We start from the raw sequence: 16,897 nt of genomic DNA on the forward strand, positions 1-16,897 counted from the left end.
ATAGGGTGTGACACCTGCCCGGTGCCGGAAGGTTAATTGATGGGGTTAGCGCAAGCGAAGCTCTTGATCGAAGCCCCGGTAAACGGCGGCCGTAACTATAACGGTCCTAAGGTAGCGAAATTCCTTGTCGGGTAAGTTCCGACCTGCACGAATGGTGTAACCATGGCCATGCTGTCTCCACCCGAGACTCAGTGAAATCGAATTCGCCGTGAAGATGCGGTGTACCCGCGGCTAGACGGAAAGACCCCGTGAACCTTTACTACAGCTTGGCACTGAACATTGAACCTACATGTGTAGGATAGGTGGGAGGCTTTGAAGCGATGACGCCAGTTGTCGTGGAGCCGTCCTTGAAATACCACCCTTGTATGTTTGATGTTCTAACGCAGGGCCCTGAATCGGGCTCGCGGACAGTGCCTGGTGGGTAGTTTGACTGGGGCGGTCTCCTCCCAAAGAGTAACGGAGGAGCACGAAGGTTGGCTAATCCTGGTCGGACATCAGGAGGTTAGTGCAATGGCATAAGCCAGCTTAACTGCGAGACGGACAGGTCGAGCAGGTACGAAAGTAGGTCATAGTGATCCGGTGGTTCTGAATGGAAGGGCCATCGCTCAACGGATAAAAGGTACTCCGGGGATAACAGGCTGATACCGCCCAAGAGTTCATATCGACGGCGGTGTTTGGCACCTCGATGTCGGCTCATCACATCCTGGGGCTGAAGTCGGTCCCAAGGGTATGGCTGTTCGCCATTTAAAGTGGTACGCGAGCTGGGTTCAGAACGTCGTGAGACAGTTCGGTCCCTATCTGCCGTGGGCGTTGGATGATTGAAGGGAGTTGCTCCTAGTACGAGAGGACCGGAGTGAACGAACCTCTGGTGTTCGGGTTGTCACGCCAGTGGCACTGCCCGGTAGCTAAGTTCGGAATCGATAACCGCTGAAAGCATCTAAGCGGGAAGCGAGCCCTGAGATGAGTCATCCCTGACCCCTTGAGGGTCCTAAAGGGCCGTTGGAGACCACAACGTTGATAGGTGGGGTGTGTAAGCGCGGCGACGTGTTGAGCTAACCCATACTAATTACCCGTGAGGCTTAACCATACAACACCCAAGAAGTGTTCTGAGACTTGTAACAAACCCCAAGAACTACTCAAAAATTCAGTGATAACGACAAGCCACGAGCAACATCGTTATTCACGTCAGCTTTCTGGATTAAGAATTTGCCTGGCGGCCATAGCGCCGTGGAACCACCTGATCCCATGCCGAACTCAGAAGTGAAACGCGGTAGCGCCGATGGTAGTGTGGCATTCGCCATGCGAGAGTAGGACACTGCCAGGCACCCAACACGAAGAACCCCGCTCACTCGAGCGGGGTTTTTTATTGGCTGATTTTCATCATTTTTACGCTATAAACCCCTGCCTTCTCGCCATTTCACCGATCATGCCGACTCTGCTCCCCGCAGGGCAGCAGCATATTCACTACCCCGTCTTCCAGCTGGATATCGATCTGGAAGCCCAGCCGCTTGGCCAGGTTGATCATGCCGCGATTGCTCGGCATGGTCATGCCGGAGAGCTGGCCTATGCCGCGCTCGCGGGCGTAACGGGCGATCTTCTCCATCATCAACTTGCCGAGTCCCATTCCCTTCAGGTCGGATCGCACCAGGATGGCAAATTCCGCATCGGCGAGATCCGGCGTGGAGATGGCCCGCACCACCCCCAGGATCTGCTGATTGAAGGCACCATCCTGGCCCACGGCGACGAAGGCCATCTCCCGGTCGTAGTCGATCTGGGTCATGCGGGCCAGCTCTTCATGGCCCAGCTCCCCCACATCGGCGAAGAAGCGCTTGTATCTGTCTTCATCGGAGACCTGGAGCACAAATGCCTTGTGGGCAGGCTCGTCTTCCGGCCGGATCGGGCGCAGCAGGACATGGCTCTGATCCTTGAGCCAGGCGCCCTCTTCCAGTTCGGTGGGATAGGGGCGGATGGCGAGCGGCAGTGCTTGCTGGCCCTTCTCCATCAGCACCAGCCTGGCATCCAGGATCACCATCTCCTCGCCGCTGGCCTGCAGCGGATGCAGATCCAGCTCCTGCATTTCGGGGAAAGCGAGCAACAGCTCAGACAGCTGGCACAACACCTGACCGAGAGCATCCATGTCGAGTCGCACCGGACTGGCTTGCTCGCGGATCTTGCCGCTCTTGAGGGCGCCGATGATCTGGTAGCGAGCCAGCGCCTGGTTCAGCGGCGGTAGGGCCGCGACCATCTGGTGCGGCTCGGCGCCGGACTCTCCGAGCAGGATGACGGGGCCGAACACAGGATCCTGCTGCAGACGAATGCGCAGCTCCAGGCCGCCGCTGCGGCGCGCCATGCGCTGCACCAGCAGGCCTTCGATGCGCGCGCCCGGATCGTGCTGACGCACTCTGTCCAGGATGGCATCCGCCGCCTGAGCCACCTCGGCGGAGGTGCGTAAGTTCAACATGACGCCGTGCACCTCCGACTTGTGGGCAATATCGGGCGAGCGCAGTTTCACCGCCACCGGGTAGCCTATCTGATCTGCGGTCAGGGCTGCCTCGATGGCATCCGAGACGATCCAGGTCGGCAGGGTGGCGAGGCCGGCGGCCTGCATGATGGGCTGGGCCAGGTGGGTATCGAGTACCCGCTGCTTGCGCTCCTGTGCCTGGCGGATCAGCTGCTGGCAACGTTCGACTTCGAGCCTTCCCCCCTGCAGGGAGGCCGGCGTCTCCATCAGCTGTTTCTGGTTGCGGCGATATTCCACCATGTGCATGAAGGCGGCGACGGCACTCTCCGGGGTGCGATAAGTCGGGATCCCCGCCTCGTTGAACAGGCGGCGTCCCTCCTGGGCCGAGTACTCCCCCGCCCAGTTGGTGAGGATGTTGAAGCGCCTGGCCCTGGGATGCTGCTTGATGAAGGCGATCAGGTTGTCGGCCAGGGTAGCGCCGCGGGCGGTGAGCGAGGGGGCGTGGATCAGCAATATGGCATCGGCCTTGTCCCCTTGCAGCAGCTCGTCCAGGGCGCCGCGATATGCCTCTATGTCGGCGTCACTGCCGATGTCGAGCGGTGCCATGGCCAGCTTGCCACCGCGCTCCAGCAGCACGTCGGCGGCCATGTTGGCGAGGCCGCGACCGTTGGAGAGGATGGCGAGCCGCTCCCCCTTGAGGGTCAGGGAGTGGCTCAGGGTCTCGACGGTGGCGAACAGTTCGTGGGTGTCCCGCACCCGCAGCATGCCGGCCCGGCGGATGGCCGCGTCGTAGACGTTGTCGAGGCCGTTGGCCGGATCGTGGCGACCGCTCTTGAGCACCAGGATCGGCTTGTTGCGGGAGGCGGCGCGCGCCGCCGAGAGGAAGTGGCGGGCATCGTGCAGCTTGTCCATGTAGATCAGGATGGCGCGGGTGGTGCCGTCGCGAGAGAGCTGATCCAGCAGCTGGCCAAAGTCGATGTCGCAGTGATCACCGAGGGACACGAAGGCCGAGAAGCCGAGATCACGCTGCTTGGCCCAGTCGAGAATGGTGGTGCTGACCGCCGCGGATTGGGACAAAAAGGCCACCTGCCCAGGGGTGGCGGCGATGGGAGAGAAGCTGGCGTTGATGCCCTGGCCGGGCAGCAACATGCCCATGCTGTTGGGGCCGAGCAGCCGGATGCCGTATTGCCGACAGAGGGCCTTGAGCCGCAGGCGATCTTCGGCCGAGAACTGGGCTGCCAAGATGATGGCGGCGCCGGTGCCCTTCTTGCCGAGCGCCTCTATGATGGGCAACACCCGCTCGCGTTTGGTGCAGACGATGGCGAGATCCGGGGCCAGCGGCAGGCTCGGGATGTCGGGATAGGCGAGCACACCGGCAACGGCCCGGCTGTGGGGGCTGACCGGCAGTATGGGGCCCTTGAACTGGCCCGCGAGCAGGTGTCTTATCACCACCTGACCCGCCTTCTGCGGGTCGCTCGAGGCACCGATGACAGCAATTGATTGGGGTTTGAAGAGCCGATCAAGGCCGCTTGGTTTCATGGGCACTCCTCATGGCGACCCCCGGAGGTGAGGGTGACGGATGGTGCCAGTCTAATACGCTTTGTGGGTTTGTTCTGTGACCCATTGCGGATCAGCGGCCGGCCAGGGCATTGGCGCGCAGGTAGAATCTGAGCTCGCCCTGAATACGGCGCACCGCCGCCAGATGATGTTCCTGCAGATAGATCTCCTGCTCCTGATCCAGCCTGCAGCGGCGTACCCCCAGGCTGTGGAGGTACTCTTCAAACAGGTGGGAACCCTTGATCTCGACTAGATGTTGCATGGCGCGCTCCTTCTTCGCAGGCTGGTCTCGCAGTCTCTCCCCTTCTCTCCTGCTTTCCTACTGACACATTTGACACTGGCGCTGGCCGTCGATGAGGTCTTCCTGAATGGAGTTTGACGCGTGGTCAGCGCACTCCCTGGCCACGGGCCGTGTCCCAGAAGGCGCGGATCAGCGGCTCCTCCAGCCGCTTCTTGAGCACGGCGATGCCCACGTCGAACGGCTTGAGCGCCGGTTTGGGCTCGACGATGCGTACCTTGTCCCCCATGGGGCTGTGATCGATCACCGCCGCCGGCACCAGGCCCACCCCGAAGCCGAGCGCCACCATGGCGACGATACCCTCGTTGCCGGCGACCTCGGCGTAGATGTTGGGGGCGATTCCCTTGTTGCGCAGCCACTGATCGCAGCGCTTTCGCGCCAGTCCCTGCTCGGAGAGGATGAGGGGCATCCGCTCCCAGTCCGGCGCGCCATTGTGGTACCAGTGGGCGGGAGGCGTGCTCCTGGGGGCGATAAACACCAGGGGCACCTGCTGCAGGCTGGCGAATTCCAGCTTGGCGGAGAGCGCATCGGGGCGCGCGGCGATGGCTAGATCCGCCTCGTCCGCCAGGATCTTGTCCACCGCCAGGGCAGGATCGCCGGTCTCGAGTTTTATTTCGAGCTGGGGATAGCGGCGACGAAAGCGCTCCAGCACTTCCGGCAGCAGAAAGTAGCTGGCGGTGACCGAGCAGAACACCCGCAGCCGCCCCTGCAGCGGCTCGTCGCTGCGTCTGAGCTCCTGCTTGAGTCGTCGCCACTCCTGCAACAGGCTGCCGCCGAACTCCCGCAGCTTCTCGCCGGCGGGGGTGAGCCGCACGCTGCGGTTGTCCCGCTCGAACAGCACGCAGCCGGTCTCCTGCTCCAGCCGCTGGATGGCGCGGCTCAGGGTGGAGGGGCTGACCGCCATGGCATCGGCGCTCTTGCCGAAGTGGAGGGAGTCGGCGAGGTGGAGAAACAGCTCGAGATTGCGAAGATCCATCTTTCAATTCCTGCGGTAGTGGCTGCCGACGTGGAGGGAAAAATCGGTGGGATTGCACAGAATAATCTTTCAATTCTTGCAACATACTGTTTCGAATATATCAGTTCAGGCAATAAGTGTCCCGCGCTATAGTGGTTTCGACAACGCCGTCATCCGGCATGGAATCAATCGAACGGAGCAATCACCATGGCTAATTATTTCAACACCCTGAACCTGCGTCAGCAGTTGGCCCAGCTGGGCAAGTGTCGTTTCATGCAGCGCGAAGAGTTCGCTGACGGTTGTGCGGCGCTCAAGGGCAAGAAGGTGGTGATTGTGGGTTGTGGCGCCCAGGGTCTGAACCAGGGTCTGAACATGCGCGACTCCGGGCTGGATATCTCCTACGCCCTGCGCAAGGCCGCCATCACCGAGAAGCGCGCCTCCTGGCAGAAGGCCACCGACAACGGCTTCGTGGTCGGCACCTATGAGGAGCTGATCCCCGCCGCCGATCTGGTGCTGAACCTGACCCCGGACAAGCAGCACTCCGACGTCGTCAAGACCGTCATGCCGCTGATGAAGCAGGGCGCGGCCCTGGGCTACTCCCACGGCTTCAACGTGGTCGAGGAAGGTCAGCAGATCCGCTCCGACATCACAGTCGTCATGGTGGCGCCCAAGTGCCCGGGTACCGAGGTGCGTGAAGAGTACAAGCGTGGCTTTGGCGTACCGACCCTGATCGCGGTGCACCCGGAGAACGATCCCCAGGGCGAGGGCATGGCCATAGCCAAGGCCTGGGCCTCCGCCACCGGTGGCGACCGTGCCGGGGTGCTGGAGTCCTCCTTCGTGGCGGAAGTGAAATCCGACCTGATGGGCGAGCAAACCATCCTGTGCGGCATGCTGCAGGCCGGTTCCCTGCTGTGCTACGACAAGCTGGTCGCCGAGGGTACAGACCCGGCCTACGCCGGCAAGCTGATCCAGTTCGGCTGGGAGACCATTACCGAAGCCCTGAAACAGGGTGGCATCAGCCTGATGATGGACCGCCTCTCCAACCCGGCTAAGCTGCGCGCCTTCGAGCTGTCCGAGCAACTGCGTACCCTGATGCGCCCGCTGTTCGAGAAGCACATGGACGACATCATCGCCGGCGAGTTCTCCCGCGGCATGATGGCCGACTGGGCCGAAGACGACGCCAAGCTGTTCGGCTGGCGCGAAGAGACCGGCAAGTCTGCCTTCGAGAATGCCCCGGTCTACGCTGGCAAGATTGCCGAGCAGGAGTATTTCGACAATGGCGTGGTCATGGTGGCCATGGTCAAGGCGGGTGTGGAGCTGGCGTTCGAGACCATGGTGGCCTCCGGCATCTATGAGGAGTCCGCCTACTACGAATCCCTGCACGAGCTGCCGCTCATCGCCAATACCGTCGCCCGCAAGCGCCTGTACGAGATGAACGTGGTGATCTCCGACACTGCCGAATACGGTAACTACCTGTTCGCCAACGCCGCCGTACCGCTCTTGCGCGAGCACTTTATGCCGACCCTGCAGGCTGGCGATCTGGGCAGTGCCCGTGCCGAGCCGAAGGCGGTGGACAACCTGGCCCTGCTGGCCGCCAACGAGGCGACCCGTAGCCACCCGATCGAAGCGATCGGCCATACCCTGCGCGGCTACATGAAGGACATGAAACGTATCGCCGTCGGTGGTTAAGCCTTGATGGACAGCATGAGGAGGGGCGGGGATGACGATCCCCGTTGCCGGCTGGCTTAGACACCTGGCCGGATGTCCGAATCGTGCAAGCCGTCAGATTGACCGAAGGCATCGTGACCGGCAATAAAAAGCCCCGCTCAATGAGCGGGGCTTTTGCATTCAGGAAGGTTGGAAAACTCAGGCTTTCCAGGCCTTCCAGGTGTTGATGAGGCCATTGGTGGAGCCGTCGTGGCTGGTGACGGCCGCGTCTGTGGTCAGCTCCGGCAGTATCTTGTTGGCCAGCTGTTTGCCCAGCTCCACGCCCCACTGATCGAAGCTGAAGATGTTCAGGATGGCGCCCTGCACGAAGATCTTGTGCTCGTACATGGCGATCAGGGCACCCAGCGTCTTGGGGGTCAGGCTCTTGAACAAGATGCTGTTTGTCGGGCGGTTGCCTTCGAACACCTTGAACGGCACCAGATCTTTAACCTGCTCCAGCGTCTTGCCGGCGGCCAGGAACTCGGCCTCGACCTGCTCCTTGCTCTTGCCGAAGGCCAGGGCCTCGGTCTGGGCGAAGAAGTTCGCCAGCAGTTTCGGATGATGGTCGCCGATGGGGTTGTGGCTGATGGCCGGCGCCAGGAAGTCGCAGGGGATCAGCTTGGTGCCCTGGTGGATCAGCTGGTAGAAGGCGTGCTGGCCGTTGGTGCCCGGCTCACCCCAGATGATGGGGCCGGTCTGGTAGTCGACCTTGTTGCCGTTGCGATCGGTGAACTTGCCGTTGGACTCCATGTTGCCCTGCTGGAAGTAGGCAGGGAAGCGGTGCATGTACTGGTCGTACGGCAGGATGGCTTCGGACTCGGCACCGTGGAAGTTGTTGTACCAGAGGCCAATGAGTGCCAGCAGCACAGGCACGTTCTGCTCGAAGGCGGCAGTGGCGAAGTGCATGTCCATCTCGAAGGCGCCTTGCAGCAGGGCCTCGAAGTGCTCGAAGCCGAGGGACAGCGCGATGGGCATGCCGATGGCGGACCAGGAGGAGTAGCGACCACCGACCCAGTCCCAGAACTCGAACATGTTCGCGGTGTCGATGCCGAACTCGGCCACGGCCTTGCCGTTGGTGGAGAGCGCCGCGAAGTGCTTGGCGACGTGGGCCTTGTCACCGGCGATCTGGATGAACCAGTCGCGGGCGGTCAGGGCGTTGGTCATGGTCTCCTGGGTGGTGAAGGTCTTGGAGGCCACCAGGAACAATGTGGTTTCCGGATCAATCTTCTTGAGCGTCTCGGCGATGTGGGTGCCGTCGACGTTGGAGACGAAGTGCATCTCCAAGTGATTCTTGTAGGGGCGCAGTGCCTCGGTGATCATCACGGGGCCGAGATCCGAGCCGCCGATGCCGATGTTGACAATGTGCTGGATCGGTTTGCCGGTGTAGCCCTTCCACTCGCCACCGATCACCTTCTCGCAGAAGCCCTTCATCTTGGTCAGCACGGCGTTCACGTCCGGCATCACGTCCTTGCCATCCACCAGGACAGGGCGATCGGAGCGGTTGCGCAGGGCGGTGTGCAGTACGGCACGCCCTTCGGTCATGTTGATCTTGTCGCCGTTGAACATGGCGTCGATGGCGCCGCGCAGATCGGTCTCCTTGGCCAGATCGATCAGCAGACCGAGTGTCTCTTCGGTGATCAGGTTCTTGGAGTAGTCGACCAGGATGTCGCCACCGAAGGTGAGGGAGAACTTGTCGAAGCGCTGGGGATCCTGTGCGAACAGATCCTTGAGACGCGTCTCTTTGTGCGCCGCGAAGTGGGTTTCCAGCGCCTGCCAGGCCTGGGTCTGGGTTGGATTGATGTTTTTCATAGGATTATCGATCTTCCACGTTGTGTTTTAACCCTGCAGGCAAGGCTCCCGCCAAACCTTATTATTCGAGCACTATACCGGGTCCATTATACCGAGCCCGTTGTGCGGCTCGTGTAACAGAGCATTACCAATTGTCTGTCATCGAGGGAGTTTACAACCAAAACGCGGTGATTATGAGTCAGCAAAGCCGCCGGGATCTTGCGTTTGCGCATGCTTCACCCGTCTTGGAGGTGGCGAAAAGGCTTTCAGTTCTGGGCTGGGGAAGGTTGGCTCCCGTCACCCTAAAGCACTCCCGGCAAGACATCTTTTCGCCTGTTTTATGCGCAAACGCAAACTTGCTCCGTCCGGAGCCGGTTACTATTCGCCCGGATGGACGATTCTCCCAGGGATGGCCACTGTTGTTGGAACGAGGAGATCGACATGAAACGCGTATTGTCCCTGTTTGCCCTGAGCCTGATCGCCACCGGCCTCATCGGCCTGCTGACCCTGGCATTGACTACGGCTGCCCCGACCCTGGAGATGCGGGTGCTGGCGGTGATGGGGGCCGTGTTGGGGGGTTATGTGCTGGTGCAGCCGCTGCTCAACCGGGTGGCGCGCCGGCTGGCCTGAATGCGGCCCGGCCGCTGGCTGATCCGAGCTGAATCCGATGCCGGCCGAGTGGCCGGTTTTGTGGCCGAACGCCAGAAACGACAATGCCAGCCCGAAGGCTGGCATTGTCGTCATCAGATCTGCTATCAAGCCTGGGGCTTTTGCATGTGCATGACCATCTGGGGGAAGGGGATCTCGACGCCTTCGGCATCGAACGCCAACTTCACCTTCTCGTGGAAGTCGAACCAGACGCCCCAGTAATCGGCGGTCTTGACCCAGGGACGCACGACTATATTGACCGAGGAGTCCGCCAGGGCGGCGACGGCGATGGTGACGGCCGGATCCTTCAGGATGCGGGCCTCTTCATTCACCAAGCGTTCCAGGATCTGTTTGGCCTTGCGCAGATCCGAGCCATAGCCGATGCCGAAGGTCATGTCGACGCGACGGGTGTCCATGCGGGAATAGTTGACTATGGTGCCGTTGAGGATGGCGGAGTTCGGTACCACCACCATCTTGTTGTCGGCGGAGGTGAGGGTGGTGGTGAACAGCTGCACGGCCTGCACCACACCGTTGGTCCCGGCCACCTCGATGAATTCACCGGCCTTGATGGGACGGAAGATGATCAGCAGGAAACCGGCGGCGAAGTTGGAGAGGGACCCCTGCAGCGCCAGACCGATGGCCAGACCGGCGGCACCTATGATGGCGACGAAGGAGGCGGTCTGCACCCCGACCCGGCCCAGGGCCGCGATCACCACGAACACCAGGATGGTGTACTTGAGGATGCTGCCGACGAAGTGGGTGACAGTGGTGTCCAGCTTACGGGTGTGCATCACCTTGGTGACACCACCGCTGATGATATTGGCGGCGATGTAACCGACCAGCAGGGTGAGCAGGGCGGCGGCGATGTTGACCGCGTACTCAATGATCAGTCCCTGGTTGTTGACCAGCCAGGTCTGCGCTTCTGTGATGATCTCGGGTTCCATAGGATTTCCTGTTGGTGTAAAGGTTTATGGCGCGTGAATCTAACACTGGAACGCGACAGCTTGGGTCGCATCTGGTGCTCACCCGTTCTTTTTTGCCACAAAAAACAAGGGAGGCCAAGGCCTCCCGCTTCGCACCCACCAGTATGGCTCAGCCTGGCAGCAAGTAGCTGCCATCGACGGCCACCGATCCTCAAACCTCGTGATGGGACTGAACGGTTGCCGTGGTCGCTCCGCCCCTCTGACTCAGCTTTGCAGCAGCTGGCTGCGCATAAACTGCCACTGATCCTCGAAGCCGGCGGTGGGCTTGAGCTTGAACTCGGAGCGGACGAACTGGCTGATGCGGCCTTCGGCGTAGGCCAGCAACAGGTTGGCCAGCATGGTTTCGTCGAGCTGGAAGCCCTGACCCTCCCGCAACCGCTTCTCCCGCAGCGCCTGCTTGAGCTGGGTCTCCAGCTTGTCGAACAGGGCGCTGATGCGATCCCGCAGCCGGTCGTGTTCACCCAGCAGAGCGTCGCCGTTGAGGATGCGAGTGATGCCGGGATTGCGCTCGGCAAACACCAGCAGCAGCTGCAGGATGTGGTGGCAGCGGGCCATGGTGTCCTTCTCTTCGGCCATGATCAGGTTGACCCGTGACAGCAGGGAATCCTCGATAAAGTCGATCAGCCCCTCAAACATCCGCGCCTTGCTGGGAAAGTGCCGATAGAGCGCCGCCTCGGAGACGCCCACCTCGGCCGCGAGGCGGGCGGTGGTGATGCGCTGGCCCGGGCTGGTTTCCAGCATGTGGGCGAGTGCCTGCAGGATCTGATCGCGTCGACTCTGTTTCTGGTTACTGCTTGCCATGGATTCCCCTAAAAAAAACAATGGCTTGATTCCGTTATTAGGCACCGGCCACTAGGGCAGGTGTGGTCTTGTTATTGGCGACCAGAAGAACCAAACCCGCCTTCACCCCGTTCACTCTGATTGAACTCGTCGACCAGCTGGAAGCTGGCCTGTACCACCGGCAGGATCACCAGCTGGGCGATGCGCTCGCCGGGCTGCATGGTGAAGCTGTCGTTGCCGCGGTTCCATACCGAGACCATCAGCTGCCCCTGGTAGTCGGAGTCGATGAGACCCACCAGATTGCCGAGCACGATGCCGTGCTTATGACCCAGACCGGAGCGGGGCAGTATGGTGGCGCACAGGCCGGGATCCTGGATGTGGATGGCCAGGCCGGTCGGTACCAAGGTGGTGTCACCCGGTGCCAGGGTCAGGGGGGCATCCAGCAGGGCGCGCAGATCCATGCCGGCGGATCCCGGGGTGGCGTAGGCTGGCAGCGGGAAGTCGGTGCCGATGCGGGCATCCAGGATTTTCAGTTCAATTTGTGTATTCATGAATCGCTTTTCAATGAGATCGCACTGTGGCGATCGAATGGAACAGTGAATTTTGCTGCGAGAGCTGGTGCAGGCTGCGCCAGCTCTCGCTTAATCGGTTTGTCGGGATCGCGAAGGGCGATCGGATCGCTTGGCGCCGCTGCTCAGGAGCGATAGTGGCGCGCGATCAAGGCGATGAGATGACGGGCCAGCGTCAGCTTATCGGCAAGGGGCAGCGGGGCTTGACCCTCTTGCCAGAACACTGTCAGGGCGTTGTCATCGGCATTGAAGCCCTGGCCCGCGCGGGACACGTCGTTGGCGGCGATCATGTCCAGCCGTTTGCGTCGAAGTTTGTCGAGGGCGTATTGTTCCACATCCACGGTTTCGGCGGCAAATCCGACGGTGAAGGGCTTGTCTGCCAGCGCCCCGACGGCGGCGATGATGTCCGGGTTCTTGACCAGGGTCAGCGTCATCCGGTCGTTGTCACCCGTCTTCTTGATCTTCTGCTCGGCTACCCGTTCGGGGCGGTAATCCGCCACAGCGGCGCAGCCGATGAAGAGATCGCACTCAGCCACCCGGCTCATGACCGCCTGATGCATCTGCTCGGCGCTCTCCACATCGACTCGCTCCACCCCGCTCGGCGTGGCCAGAGCGACTGGGCCACTCACCAGGGTCACCTCGGCGCCTGCCTCACGGGCGGCGCGGGCGATGGCGTAGCCCATCTTGCCGGAGCTGTGGTTGCTGATGTAGCGCACCGGATCCAGCGCCTCGCGGGTCGGGCCGGCGGTGAGCAGCAGACGGACGCCGGCCAGCAGGGGCTCGGCGGCGAGCTGCTGGCAGCAGCGCTCCACCAGCTCGAGGGGATCCAGCATCCTGCCCGGACCCACGTCGCCGCAGGCCTGGCTGCCGGAATCCGGCCCCCACAGCAGGATGCCGCGGCCGGCCAAGGTTTCCAGATTGACCTGGGTGGCGGCGTTGCGATACATCTGCTGGTTCATGGCGGGGGCCAGCGCCACGGTTGCCGGGGTGGCCAGACAGAGGGTGGTCAGCAGCTCGTCCGCCATGCCGGCGGCCATGCGGGCCATCAGGTTGGCGCTGGCGGGGGCGATCAGCACCAGATCGGCCCATTTGGCCAGCTCGATATGGCCCATGCCCGCCTCGGCGGCCGGATCCAGCAGGCTGTCGGCGACCGGATGACCGGAGACGGCCTGCAGGGTCAGCGGGGTGATGAACTCCTTGGCGGAGCGGGTCATGACCACCCGCACCTCGGCCCCCTGATCCTTCAGGCGGCGTACCAGCTCGGCACTCTTGTAGGCGGCGATGCCACCACTGACACCCAACAGGATGCGTTTATCGGCCAATCTCATCTGCACCATCTCTTGCGGTTCAACTGGTCGGCTAAGATACCACAGGCTGGGGATGACGACAGAGGCTGACATGGGGGAGTTGTGCTCGGGCTTCCGCGTTTTTTTGCTATGTTTTTCCTCAACAGCCTGTCGGGAGAGACAAATGAGCATCAAGGAGTGGCCCGAGGACGAGCGCCCCAGAGAGAAGCTGCTGCGGCGGGGAGCCGGGATGTTGTCCGATGCGGAGTTGCTGGCGATCTTCCTGCGCACCGGGGTCAACGGCCTGAGTGCGGTGGATCTCTCCCGCCAGTTGCTGCAGCAGTTCGGCTCGCTGCGGGCGCTGCTCGGCGCCGAGCAGCGGGTCTTCTGCGAGGCATATGGGCTGGGGCCTGCCAAGTATGCCCAGCTGCAGGCGGTGCTGGAGATGGGCAAACGCCATCTGGCGGAGCAGTTGCAACGGGGGGAGGCCCTCACCTCGCCCCGGCTGACCCGGGACTATCTGCAAGCCCAGCTGCGGGATCGGCCGCGGGAGGTCTTTGCCCTGCTGCTGCTGGATAACCAGCACAGAGTCATTCAATTCGTCGAACTTTTTTACGGTACCCTGGACGCGGCGAGCGTCTGGCCCAGAGAAATCGTGCAGATCGCGCTCAAACATAATGCAGCCGCCGTGATTCTGGCGCATAATCACCCGTCCGGCGTGGCCGAGCCCAGCCGGGCCGACCGCCAGATCACGGATCGTATCCTGGCCGCACTGGCCCTGGTCGATATCAGAGTGCTGGATCACTTGGTGATCGGTGACGGCATCACGGTTTCTTTTGCAGAGCGTGGTTGGCTATAAACTGGGCTCTGGCACTGTATTAGTTGATCTTTGATCACGGATGCTGTATAAAATGCCGCCTTCTGTTTGCCCCGCAATCGAAGGCCAGCGGGGCAGATATTTGCTCGAGCAATGAAGTAAGATTTGGAGAGACTGACATGTCTAGAGTATGCCAAGTAACCGGCAAGCGCCCGGCAGTTGGTAACAACCGTTCGCACGCTAACAACGCTACCAAGCGTCGTTTCCTGCCGAACCTGCACACTCACCGTTTCTGGGTTGAGAGTGAAAAACGCTTCGTGAGCCTGCGCGTATCCGCAAAAGGCATGCGTATCATCGACAAGCGCGGCGTTGAAGTGGTTCTGGCTGAACTGCGTGCCAGCGGCGTTAAGGTATAAGGAATTAGATCATGGCTAAAGGTATTCGCGATAAGATTCGCCTGAACTCCAGCGCCGGTACTGGTCACTTCTATACCACTACCAAGAACAAGCGCACCATGCCCGAAAAAATGGAGATCAAGAAATTTGATCCCGTTATTCGTCAGCATGTGATCTACAAAGAAGGCAAAATCAAGTAATTACTTGAATTTGCTTAAAAACCCGGCCTTGTGCCGGGTTTTTTTATGGCCGCAATTCAGTACACTGCCGCTTCAAAGGGAGAGTTGCCATGTTCAAATTGAGCCGCAAAGGCTGGAATAACGTGATCATAGTGGCGGTGCTGATCGTGATTACCCTGCTGCATCGGCTGGATCAGGCCCAGCAGGAGAACAGCGCCAAGCGGTCACGCCCCCTGCTGCCGGAGGCCGCCGTGGTGTTGACCTGGCAGGGGCCGAGCTGGCAGATAGAGCGCATCGGTCAGGGCTGGCGCAGCGGGCCGGATCTCGGGCTTGGCAGCGATCAGCTGGCCGCCCATATCGAGGCCTGGCAGGGCTGGTTGCTGCCTCCCGGCCAGCCGGTGCGCGGCAACCCCGTCAGCCTCAAGATCTGGGTCGCCGGTCAGAGCGATCCCATCGAGGTGGGGCTCTATCAGGACGACGGCAAGTTTGCCGCCCTGCTGCCCCCCTCGACCTGGCTCGAACTGAGCCCGGAGCAGTACCGCAACCTGCTGCGGCCCACCCCCTGATCCACTGTTAGCGCGAGAGTCACTTATGCCTGAATTACCGGAAGTCGAAGTCAGCCGCCAGGGCATCTCTCCCTGGCTCACCGGCATCAAGGTCACCCGGGTGGTGGTGCGGGACGGTCGCCTGCGCTGGCCGGTGCCCGGGGAGATCCAGGAGCTGGTGGATCTCACCATCCACAGGGTCAGCCGCCGCGCCAAGTACCTGCTGCTGGAGACCGATTTTGGCACCGCCATCCTGCACCTGGGCATGTCCGGCAGCCTGCGGGTGCTGGACATCGGCACCCCGGCCGAGAAGCACGACCACGTGGATATCGAGCTGGCCAACGGCAAGCTGTTGCGGCTCAACGACCCGCGCCGCTTCGGTGCCCTGCTGTGGACCCGCGAGTCGGCGGAGGCGCACGCCCTGCTGGCCAAGCTCGGCCCCGAACCCCTCACCGATGCGTTCAGCGCCGACTATCTGCGGGAACGGGCCAAGGGGCGCAGCACTCCCATCAAGACCTTCCTGATGGACAACCATGTGGTGGTAGGGGTCGGCAACATCTACGCCAACGAGGCGCTCTATGCCGCCGGCATCCACCCCAAGCGGGCGGCGGGCAACATCAGTGCGGAGCGGCTGGGGACCCTGGTGGCCGAGATCAAGCGGGTGCTGGCGGCCGCCATCGTGCAAGGGGGGACCACTCTTAAGGATTTCACCAGCGCCGACGGCAAGCCGGGTTACTTTGTGCAGCAGTTGCAGGTCTATGGCCGTGGTGGCCAGCCTTGCTTCCACTGCCACACCCTGCTGAGCGAAATCCGTCTTGGACAGCGAACGACCGTATTTTGTTCACATTGCCAGCGGTGATGGGCACTATTTTTCGCTAAAACGGCGATGTTGTAAGAGAGTATTGCCAGTCTGTTGAGAATTTGACCGCTCATTTCTAGTATCTCGTCCGTTCAGGCAAGACGAGATAAAAAATGACAACAAAATCAATAGACTGGGATCATTTGTCCCGGCAGGGGCACTTTTGTGCCCAAAAAATGGCCCGCTACCTCTACCCCGAGGAGAGCGCCCGCAAGACCTTCAATCGCGCCAAGTTCGTGCTGCGCAGCCTGCTCTATCGCACCCAGCTGAGCCGGGTGTACGAGCTGTTCCTGACCGAGCCGCTGAGGGCGCTGCCCGCTCACTACCCCGAGCTGCTCGACAAGCCGATGCGCCCCTATCGCTTCGCCTGTTCCACCGTCAATCAGCGCACCGAGATGGTGGAGACCCACTATCGCCTGCTGCTGGCTCGCTACCCGGCGCTCATCGAGCAACTCTATCTGGGGGCGGGGATCGAGCTGGGGCGCTTCCCCCAGCACGACTACCGCATAGTGCTGCGCCATGACGGCACCTTTCGCCGGGAGGCCGAGCTGGCCCTCTCCATCGTCAACGAACGGGGTGAGCGGCTCTATAGCTGCGCCTTTTCCCTGGCCGGCAGCGATGCCGAGCTGGCTGTGGTGATTGGCTCGGTGCAGGGGCCCGAGCCCTGTGTCCATCAGCCCCAGGAGCAGGTGCGGGCGCTGACCAAGGCCGGCCATGGCCTGAGGCCCAAGTCGCTGGTGGTGATCATGGTGCTGGCGCTGGGGCAGGCCATGGGGGCGAGCCGGGTCACGGCGGTGCGGATGAAGGCGCACATCTATCAGGCCAGGCGCTACAGCAAGCGCAAGAAGGCCTGCCTGCAGGCCGACTATGACGAGTTGTGGCAGGAGTTTGGCGCCGTCGATCAGGACGAGAACTTCGTGCGGCTGCAACCGGCGGGGCGCACGCCGCTGGAAGAGGTGGCCACCAAGAAGCGAGCCATGTACCGGCGTCGCTACCAGTGGCTGGATGAGCTGGCGCTGGCTTGCCAGCAGGCCCTTGCCCGCGACTGAGTGGAGAAGATCAAACAGGGA

At 61.7% G+C, this 16,897-nt stretch carries 16 protein-coding genes and 2 rRNA genes (1 of these 18 only partly in view); 10 read left to right on the plus strand and 8 right to left on the minus strand.

What is annotated here, in order from left to right; translation table 11 throughout:
- Together ACT5M9_RS12485 and rrf are read left to right on the plus strand one after the other, a co-directional pair.
- Positions 1 to 1,087: ribosomal RNA gene (locus ACT5M9_RS12485) — 23S ribosomal RNA — on the plus strand (it extends 1,802 nt beyond the left edge of the window).
- A 122-nt stretch (positions 1,088 to 1,209) separates the two neighbouring features.
- Positions 1,210 to 1,324 (plus strand): 5S ribosomal RNA (gene rrf, locus ACT5M9_RS12490).
- 93 nt (positions 1,325 to 1,417) lie between these two features.
- Here rrf and ACT5M9_RS12495 read toward each other — a convergent pair.
- The 3 genes from ACT5M9_RS12495 to ilvY all read right to left on the minus strand — a co-directional run bounded on the left by ACT5M9_RS12495 (position 1,418) and on the right by ilvY (position 5,292).
- Complete coding sequence (locus ACT5M9_RS12495; RefSeq protein WP_457982649.1) at positions 1,418 to 4,000, minus strand: bifunctional acetate--CoA ligase family protein/GNAT family N-acetyltransferase; 2,583 nt, start codon at positions 3,998 to 4,000, stop codon at positions 1,418 to 1,420.
- 91 nt (positions 4,001 to 4,091) lie between these two features.
- Positions 4,092 to 4,280 carry a hypothetical protein gene (locus ACT5M9_RS12500; RefSeq protein ID WP_457982647.1) on the minus strand — a complete coding sequence of 63 codons (189 nt, stop codon included), beginning with the start codon at positions 4,278 to 4,280 and terminating at the stop codon, positions 4,092 to 4,094.
- A gap of 124 nt (positions 4,281 to 4,404) precedes the next feature.
- On the minus strand, positions 4,405 to 5,292 hold the full coding sequence (gene ilvY / locus ACT5M9_RS12505) for an HTH-type transcriptional activator IlvY (protein WP_100861439.1): 888 nt from the start codon (positions 5,290 to 5,292) through the stop codon (positions 4,405 to 4,407).
- Between the two features lie 186 nt (positions 5,293 to 5,478).
- Here ilvY and ilvC point away from each other — a divergent pair, with 186 nt between their 5' ends.
- On the plus strand, positions 5,479 to 6,960 hold the full coding sequence (gene ilvC, locus ACT5M9_RS12510) for a ketol-acid reductoisomerase (RefSeq protein WP_457982645.1): 1,482 nt from the start codon (positions 5,479 to 5,481) through the stop codon (positions 6,958 to 6,960).
- 177 nt (positions 6,961 to 7,137) lie between these two features.
- On the opposite strand, the gene pgi is transcribed toward ilvC, so the two are convergent.
- The gene (gene pgi, locus ACT5M9_RS12515) at positions 7,138 to 8,787 is read right to left on the minus strand and encodes a glucose-6-phosphate isomerase (RefSeq protein WP_457982643.1); all 1,650 of its coding nucleotides are present in this window, start codon (positions 8,785 to 8,787) and stop codon (positions 7,138 to 7,140) included.
- Positions 8,788 to 9,207: 420 nt separating this feature from the next.
- On the opposite strand from pgi, the gene ACT5M9_RS12520 reads away from it, so the two are divergent.
- Positions 9,208 to 9,396, plus strand: a complete 189-nt coding sequence (locus tag ACT5M9_RS12520) for a holin (RefSeq protein ID WP_457982642.1) — start codon at positions 9,208 to 9,210, stop codon at positions 9,394 to 9,396.
- 125 nt (positions 9,397 to 9,521) lie between these two features.
- Here ACT5M9_RS12520 and ACT5M9_RS12525 read toward each other — a convergent pair whose 3' ends face one another.
- From ACT5M9_RS12525 to coaBC, 4 genes are all read right to left on the minus strand, one after another.
- On the minus strand, positions 9,522 to 10,358 hold the full coding sequence (locus tag ACT5M9_RS12525) for a mechanosensitive ion channel domain-containing protein (RefSeq protein WP_438551389.1): 837 nt from the start codon (positions 10,356 to 10,358) through the stop codon (positions 9,522 to 9,524).
- A gap of 243 nt (positions 10,359 to 10,601) precedes the next feature.
- On the minus strand, positions 10,602 to 11,198 hold the full coding sequence (gene slmA, locus ACT5M9_RS12530) for a nucleoid occlusion factor SlmA (RefSeq protein WP_005323760.1): 597 nt from the start codon (positions 11,196 to 11,198) through the stop codon (positions 10,602 to 10,604).
- Positions 11,199 to 11,269: 71 nt separating this feature from the next.
- On the minus strand, positions 11,270 to 11,728 hold the full coding sequence (dut, locus tag ACT5M9_RS12535) for a dUTP diphosphatase (RefSeq protein ID WP_349920331.1): 459 nt from the start codon (positions 11,726 to 11,728) through the stop codon (positions 11,270 to 11,272).
- Between the two features lie 143 nt (positions 11,729 to 11,871).
- Positions 11,872 to 13,074, minus strand: coding sequence for a bifunctional phosphopantothenoylcysteine decarboxylase/phosphopantothenate--cysteine ligase CoaBC (gene coaBC, locus ACT5M9_RS12540; RefSeq protein ID WP_457982640.1), 1,203 nt, complete (start codon positions 13,072 to 13,074; stop codon positions 11,872 to 11,874).
- Between the two features lie 142 nt (positions 13,075 to 13,216).
- Between coaBC and radC the strand changes: the two genes are divergently transcribed.
- The 6 genes from radC to ACT5M9_RS12570 all read left to right on the plus strand — a co-directional run bounded on the left by radC (position 13,217) and on the right by ACT5M9_RS12570 (position 16,876).
- The gene (radC, locus tag ACT5M9_RS12545; protein WP_457982638.1) at positions 13,217 to 13,891 is read left to right on the plus strand and encodes a RadC family protein; all 675 of its coding nucleotides are present in this window, start codon (positions 13,217 to 13,219) and stop codon (positions 13,889 to 13,891) included.
- 137 nt (positions 13,892 to 14,028) lie between these two features.
- Positions 14,029 to 14,265 carry a 50S ribosomal protein L28 gene (rpmB, locus tag ACT5M9_RS12550; protein ID WP_005307492.1) on the plus strand — a complete coding sequence of 79 codons (237 nt, stop codon included), beginning with the start codon at positions 14,029 to 14,031 and terminating at the stop codon, positions 14,263 to 14,265.
- A gap of 11 nt (positions 14,266 to 14,276) precedes the next feature.
- Positions 14,277 to 14,444, plus strand: coding sequence for a 50S ribosomal protein L33 (gene rpmG, locus ACT5M9_RS12555; RefSeq protein ID WP_005323752.1), 168 nt, complete (start codon positions 14,277 to 14,279; stop codon positions 14,442 to 14,444).
- 89 nt (positions 14,445 to 14,533) lie between these two features.
- Complete coding sequence (locus ACT5M9_RS12560) at positions 14,534 to 14,989, plus strand: hypothetical protein (protein ID WP_457982636.1); 456 nt, start codon at positions 14,534 to 14,536, stop codon at positions 14,987 to 14,989.
- Between the two features lie 25 nt (positions 14,990 to 15,014).
- Positions 15,015 to 15,827, plus strand: coding sequence for a bifunctional DNA-formamidopyrimidine glycosylase/DNA-(apurinic or apyrimidinic site) lyase (mutM, locus tag ACT5M9_RS12565; RefSeq protein ID WP_457982634.1), 813 nt, complete (start codon positions 15,015 to 15,017; stop codon positions 15,825 to 15,827).
- Positions 15,828 to 15,940: 113 nt separating this feature from the next.
- On the plus strand, positions 15,941 to 16,876 hold the full coding sequence (locus ACT5M9_RS12570) for a VirK/YbjX family protein (RefSeq protein ID WP_457982632.1): 936 nt from the start codon (positions 15,941 to 15,943) through the stop codon (positions 16,874 to 16,876).
- Positions 16,877 to 16,897 lie beyond the last annotated feature (21 nt).

It is taken from the genome of Aeromonas sp. AE23HZ002T15, assembly GCF_054165525.2.

Coding starts and splice junctions, on each gene's coding strand:
- ACT5M9_RS12495 (WP_457982649.1), bottom strand. CDS start 4,000: ATGAAACCAAGCGGCCTTGATCGGCTCTTCAAACCCCAATCAATTGCT.
- ACT5M9_RS12500 (WP_457982647.1), bottom strand. CDS start 4,280: ATGCAACATCTAGTCGAGATCAAGGGTTCCCACCTGTTTGAAGAGTAC.
- ilvY (WP_100861439.1), bottom strand. CDS start 5,292: ATGGATCTTCGCAATCTCGAGCTGTTTCTCCACCTCGCCGACTCCCTC.
- ilvC (WP_457982645.1), top strand. CDS start 5,479: ATGGCTAATTATTTCAACACCCTGAACCTGCGTCAGCAGTTGGCCCAG.
- pgi (WP_457982643.1), bottom strand. CDS start 8,787: ATGAAAAACATCAATCCAACCCAGACCCAGGCCTGGCAGGCGCTGGAA.
- ACT5M9_RS12520 (WP_457982642.1), top strand. CDS start 9,208: ATGAAACGCGTATTGTCCCTGTTTGCCCTGAGCCTGATCGCCACCGGC.
- ACT5M9_RS12525 (WP_438551389.1), bottom strand. CDS start 10,358: ATGGAACCCGAGATCATCACAGAAGCGCAGACCTGGCTGGTCAACAAC.
- slmA (WP_005323760.1), bottom strand. CDS start 11,198: ATGGCAAGCAGTAACCAGAAACAGAGTCGACGCGATCAGATCCTGCAG.
- dut (WP_349920331.1), bottom strand. CDS start 11,728: ATGAATACACAAATTGAACTGAAAATCCTGGATGCCCGCATCGGCACC.
- coaBC (WP_457982640.1), bottom strand. CDS start 13,074: ATGAGATTGGCCGATAAACGCATCCTGTTGGGTGTCAGTGGTGGCATC.
- radC (WP_457982638.1), top strand. CDS start 13,217: ATGAGCATCAAGGAGTGGCCCGAGGACGAGCGCCCCAGAGAGAAGCTG.
- rpmB (WP_005307492.1), top strand. CDS start 14,029: ATGTCTAGAGTATGCCAAGTAACCGGCAAGCGCCCGGCAGTTGGTAAC.
- rpmG (WP_005323752.1), top strand. CDS start 14,277: ATGGCTAAAGGTATTCGCGATAAGATTCGCCTGAACTCCAGCGCCGGT.
- ACT5M9_RS12560 (WP_457982636.1), top strand. CDS start 14,534: ATGTTCAAATTGAGCCGCAAAGGCTGGAATAACGTGATCATAGTGGCG.
- mutM (WP_457982634.1), top strand. CDS start 15,015: ATGCCTGAATTACCGGAAGTCGAAGTCAGCCGCCAGGGCATCTCTCCC.
- ACT5M9_RS12570 (WP_457982632.1), top strand. CDS start 15,941: ATGACAACAAAATCAATAGACTGGGATCATTTGTCCCGGCAGGGGCAC.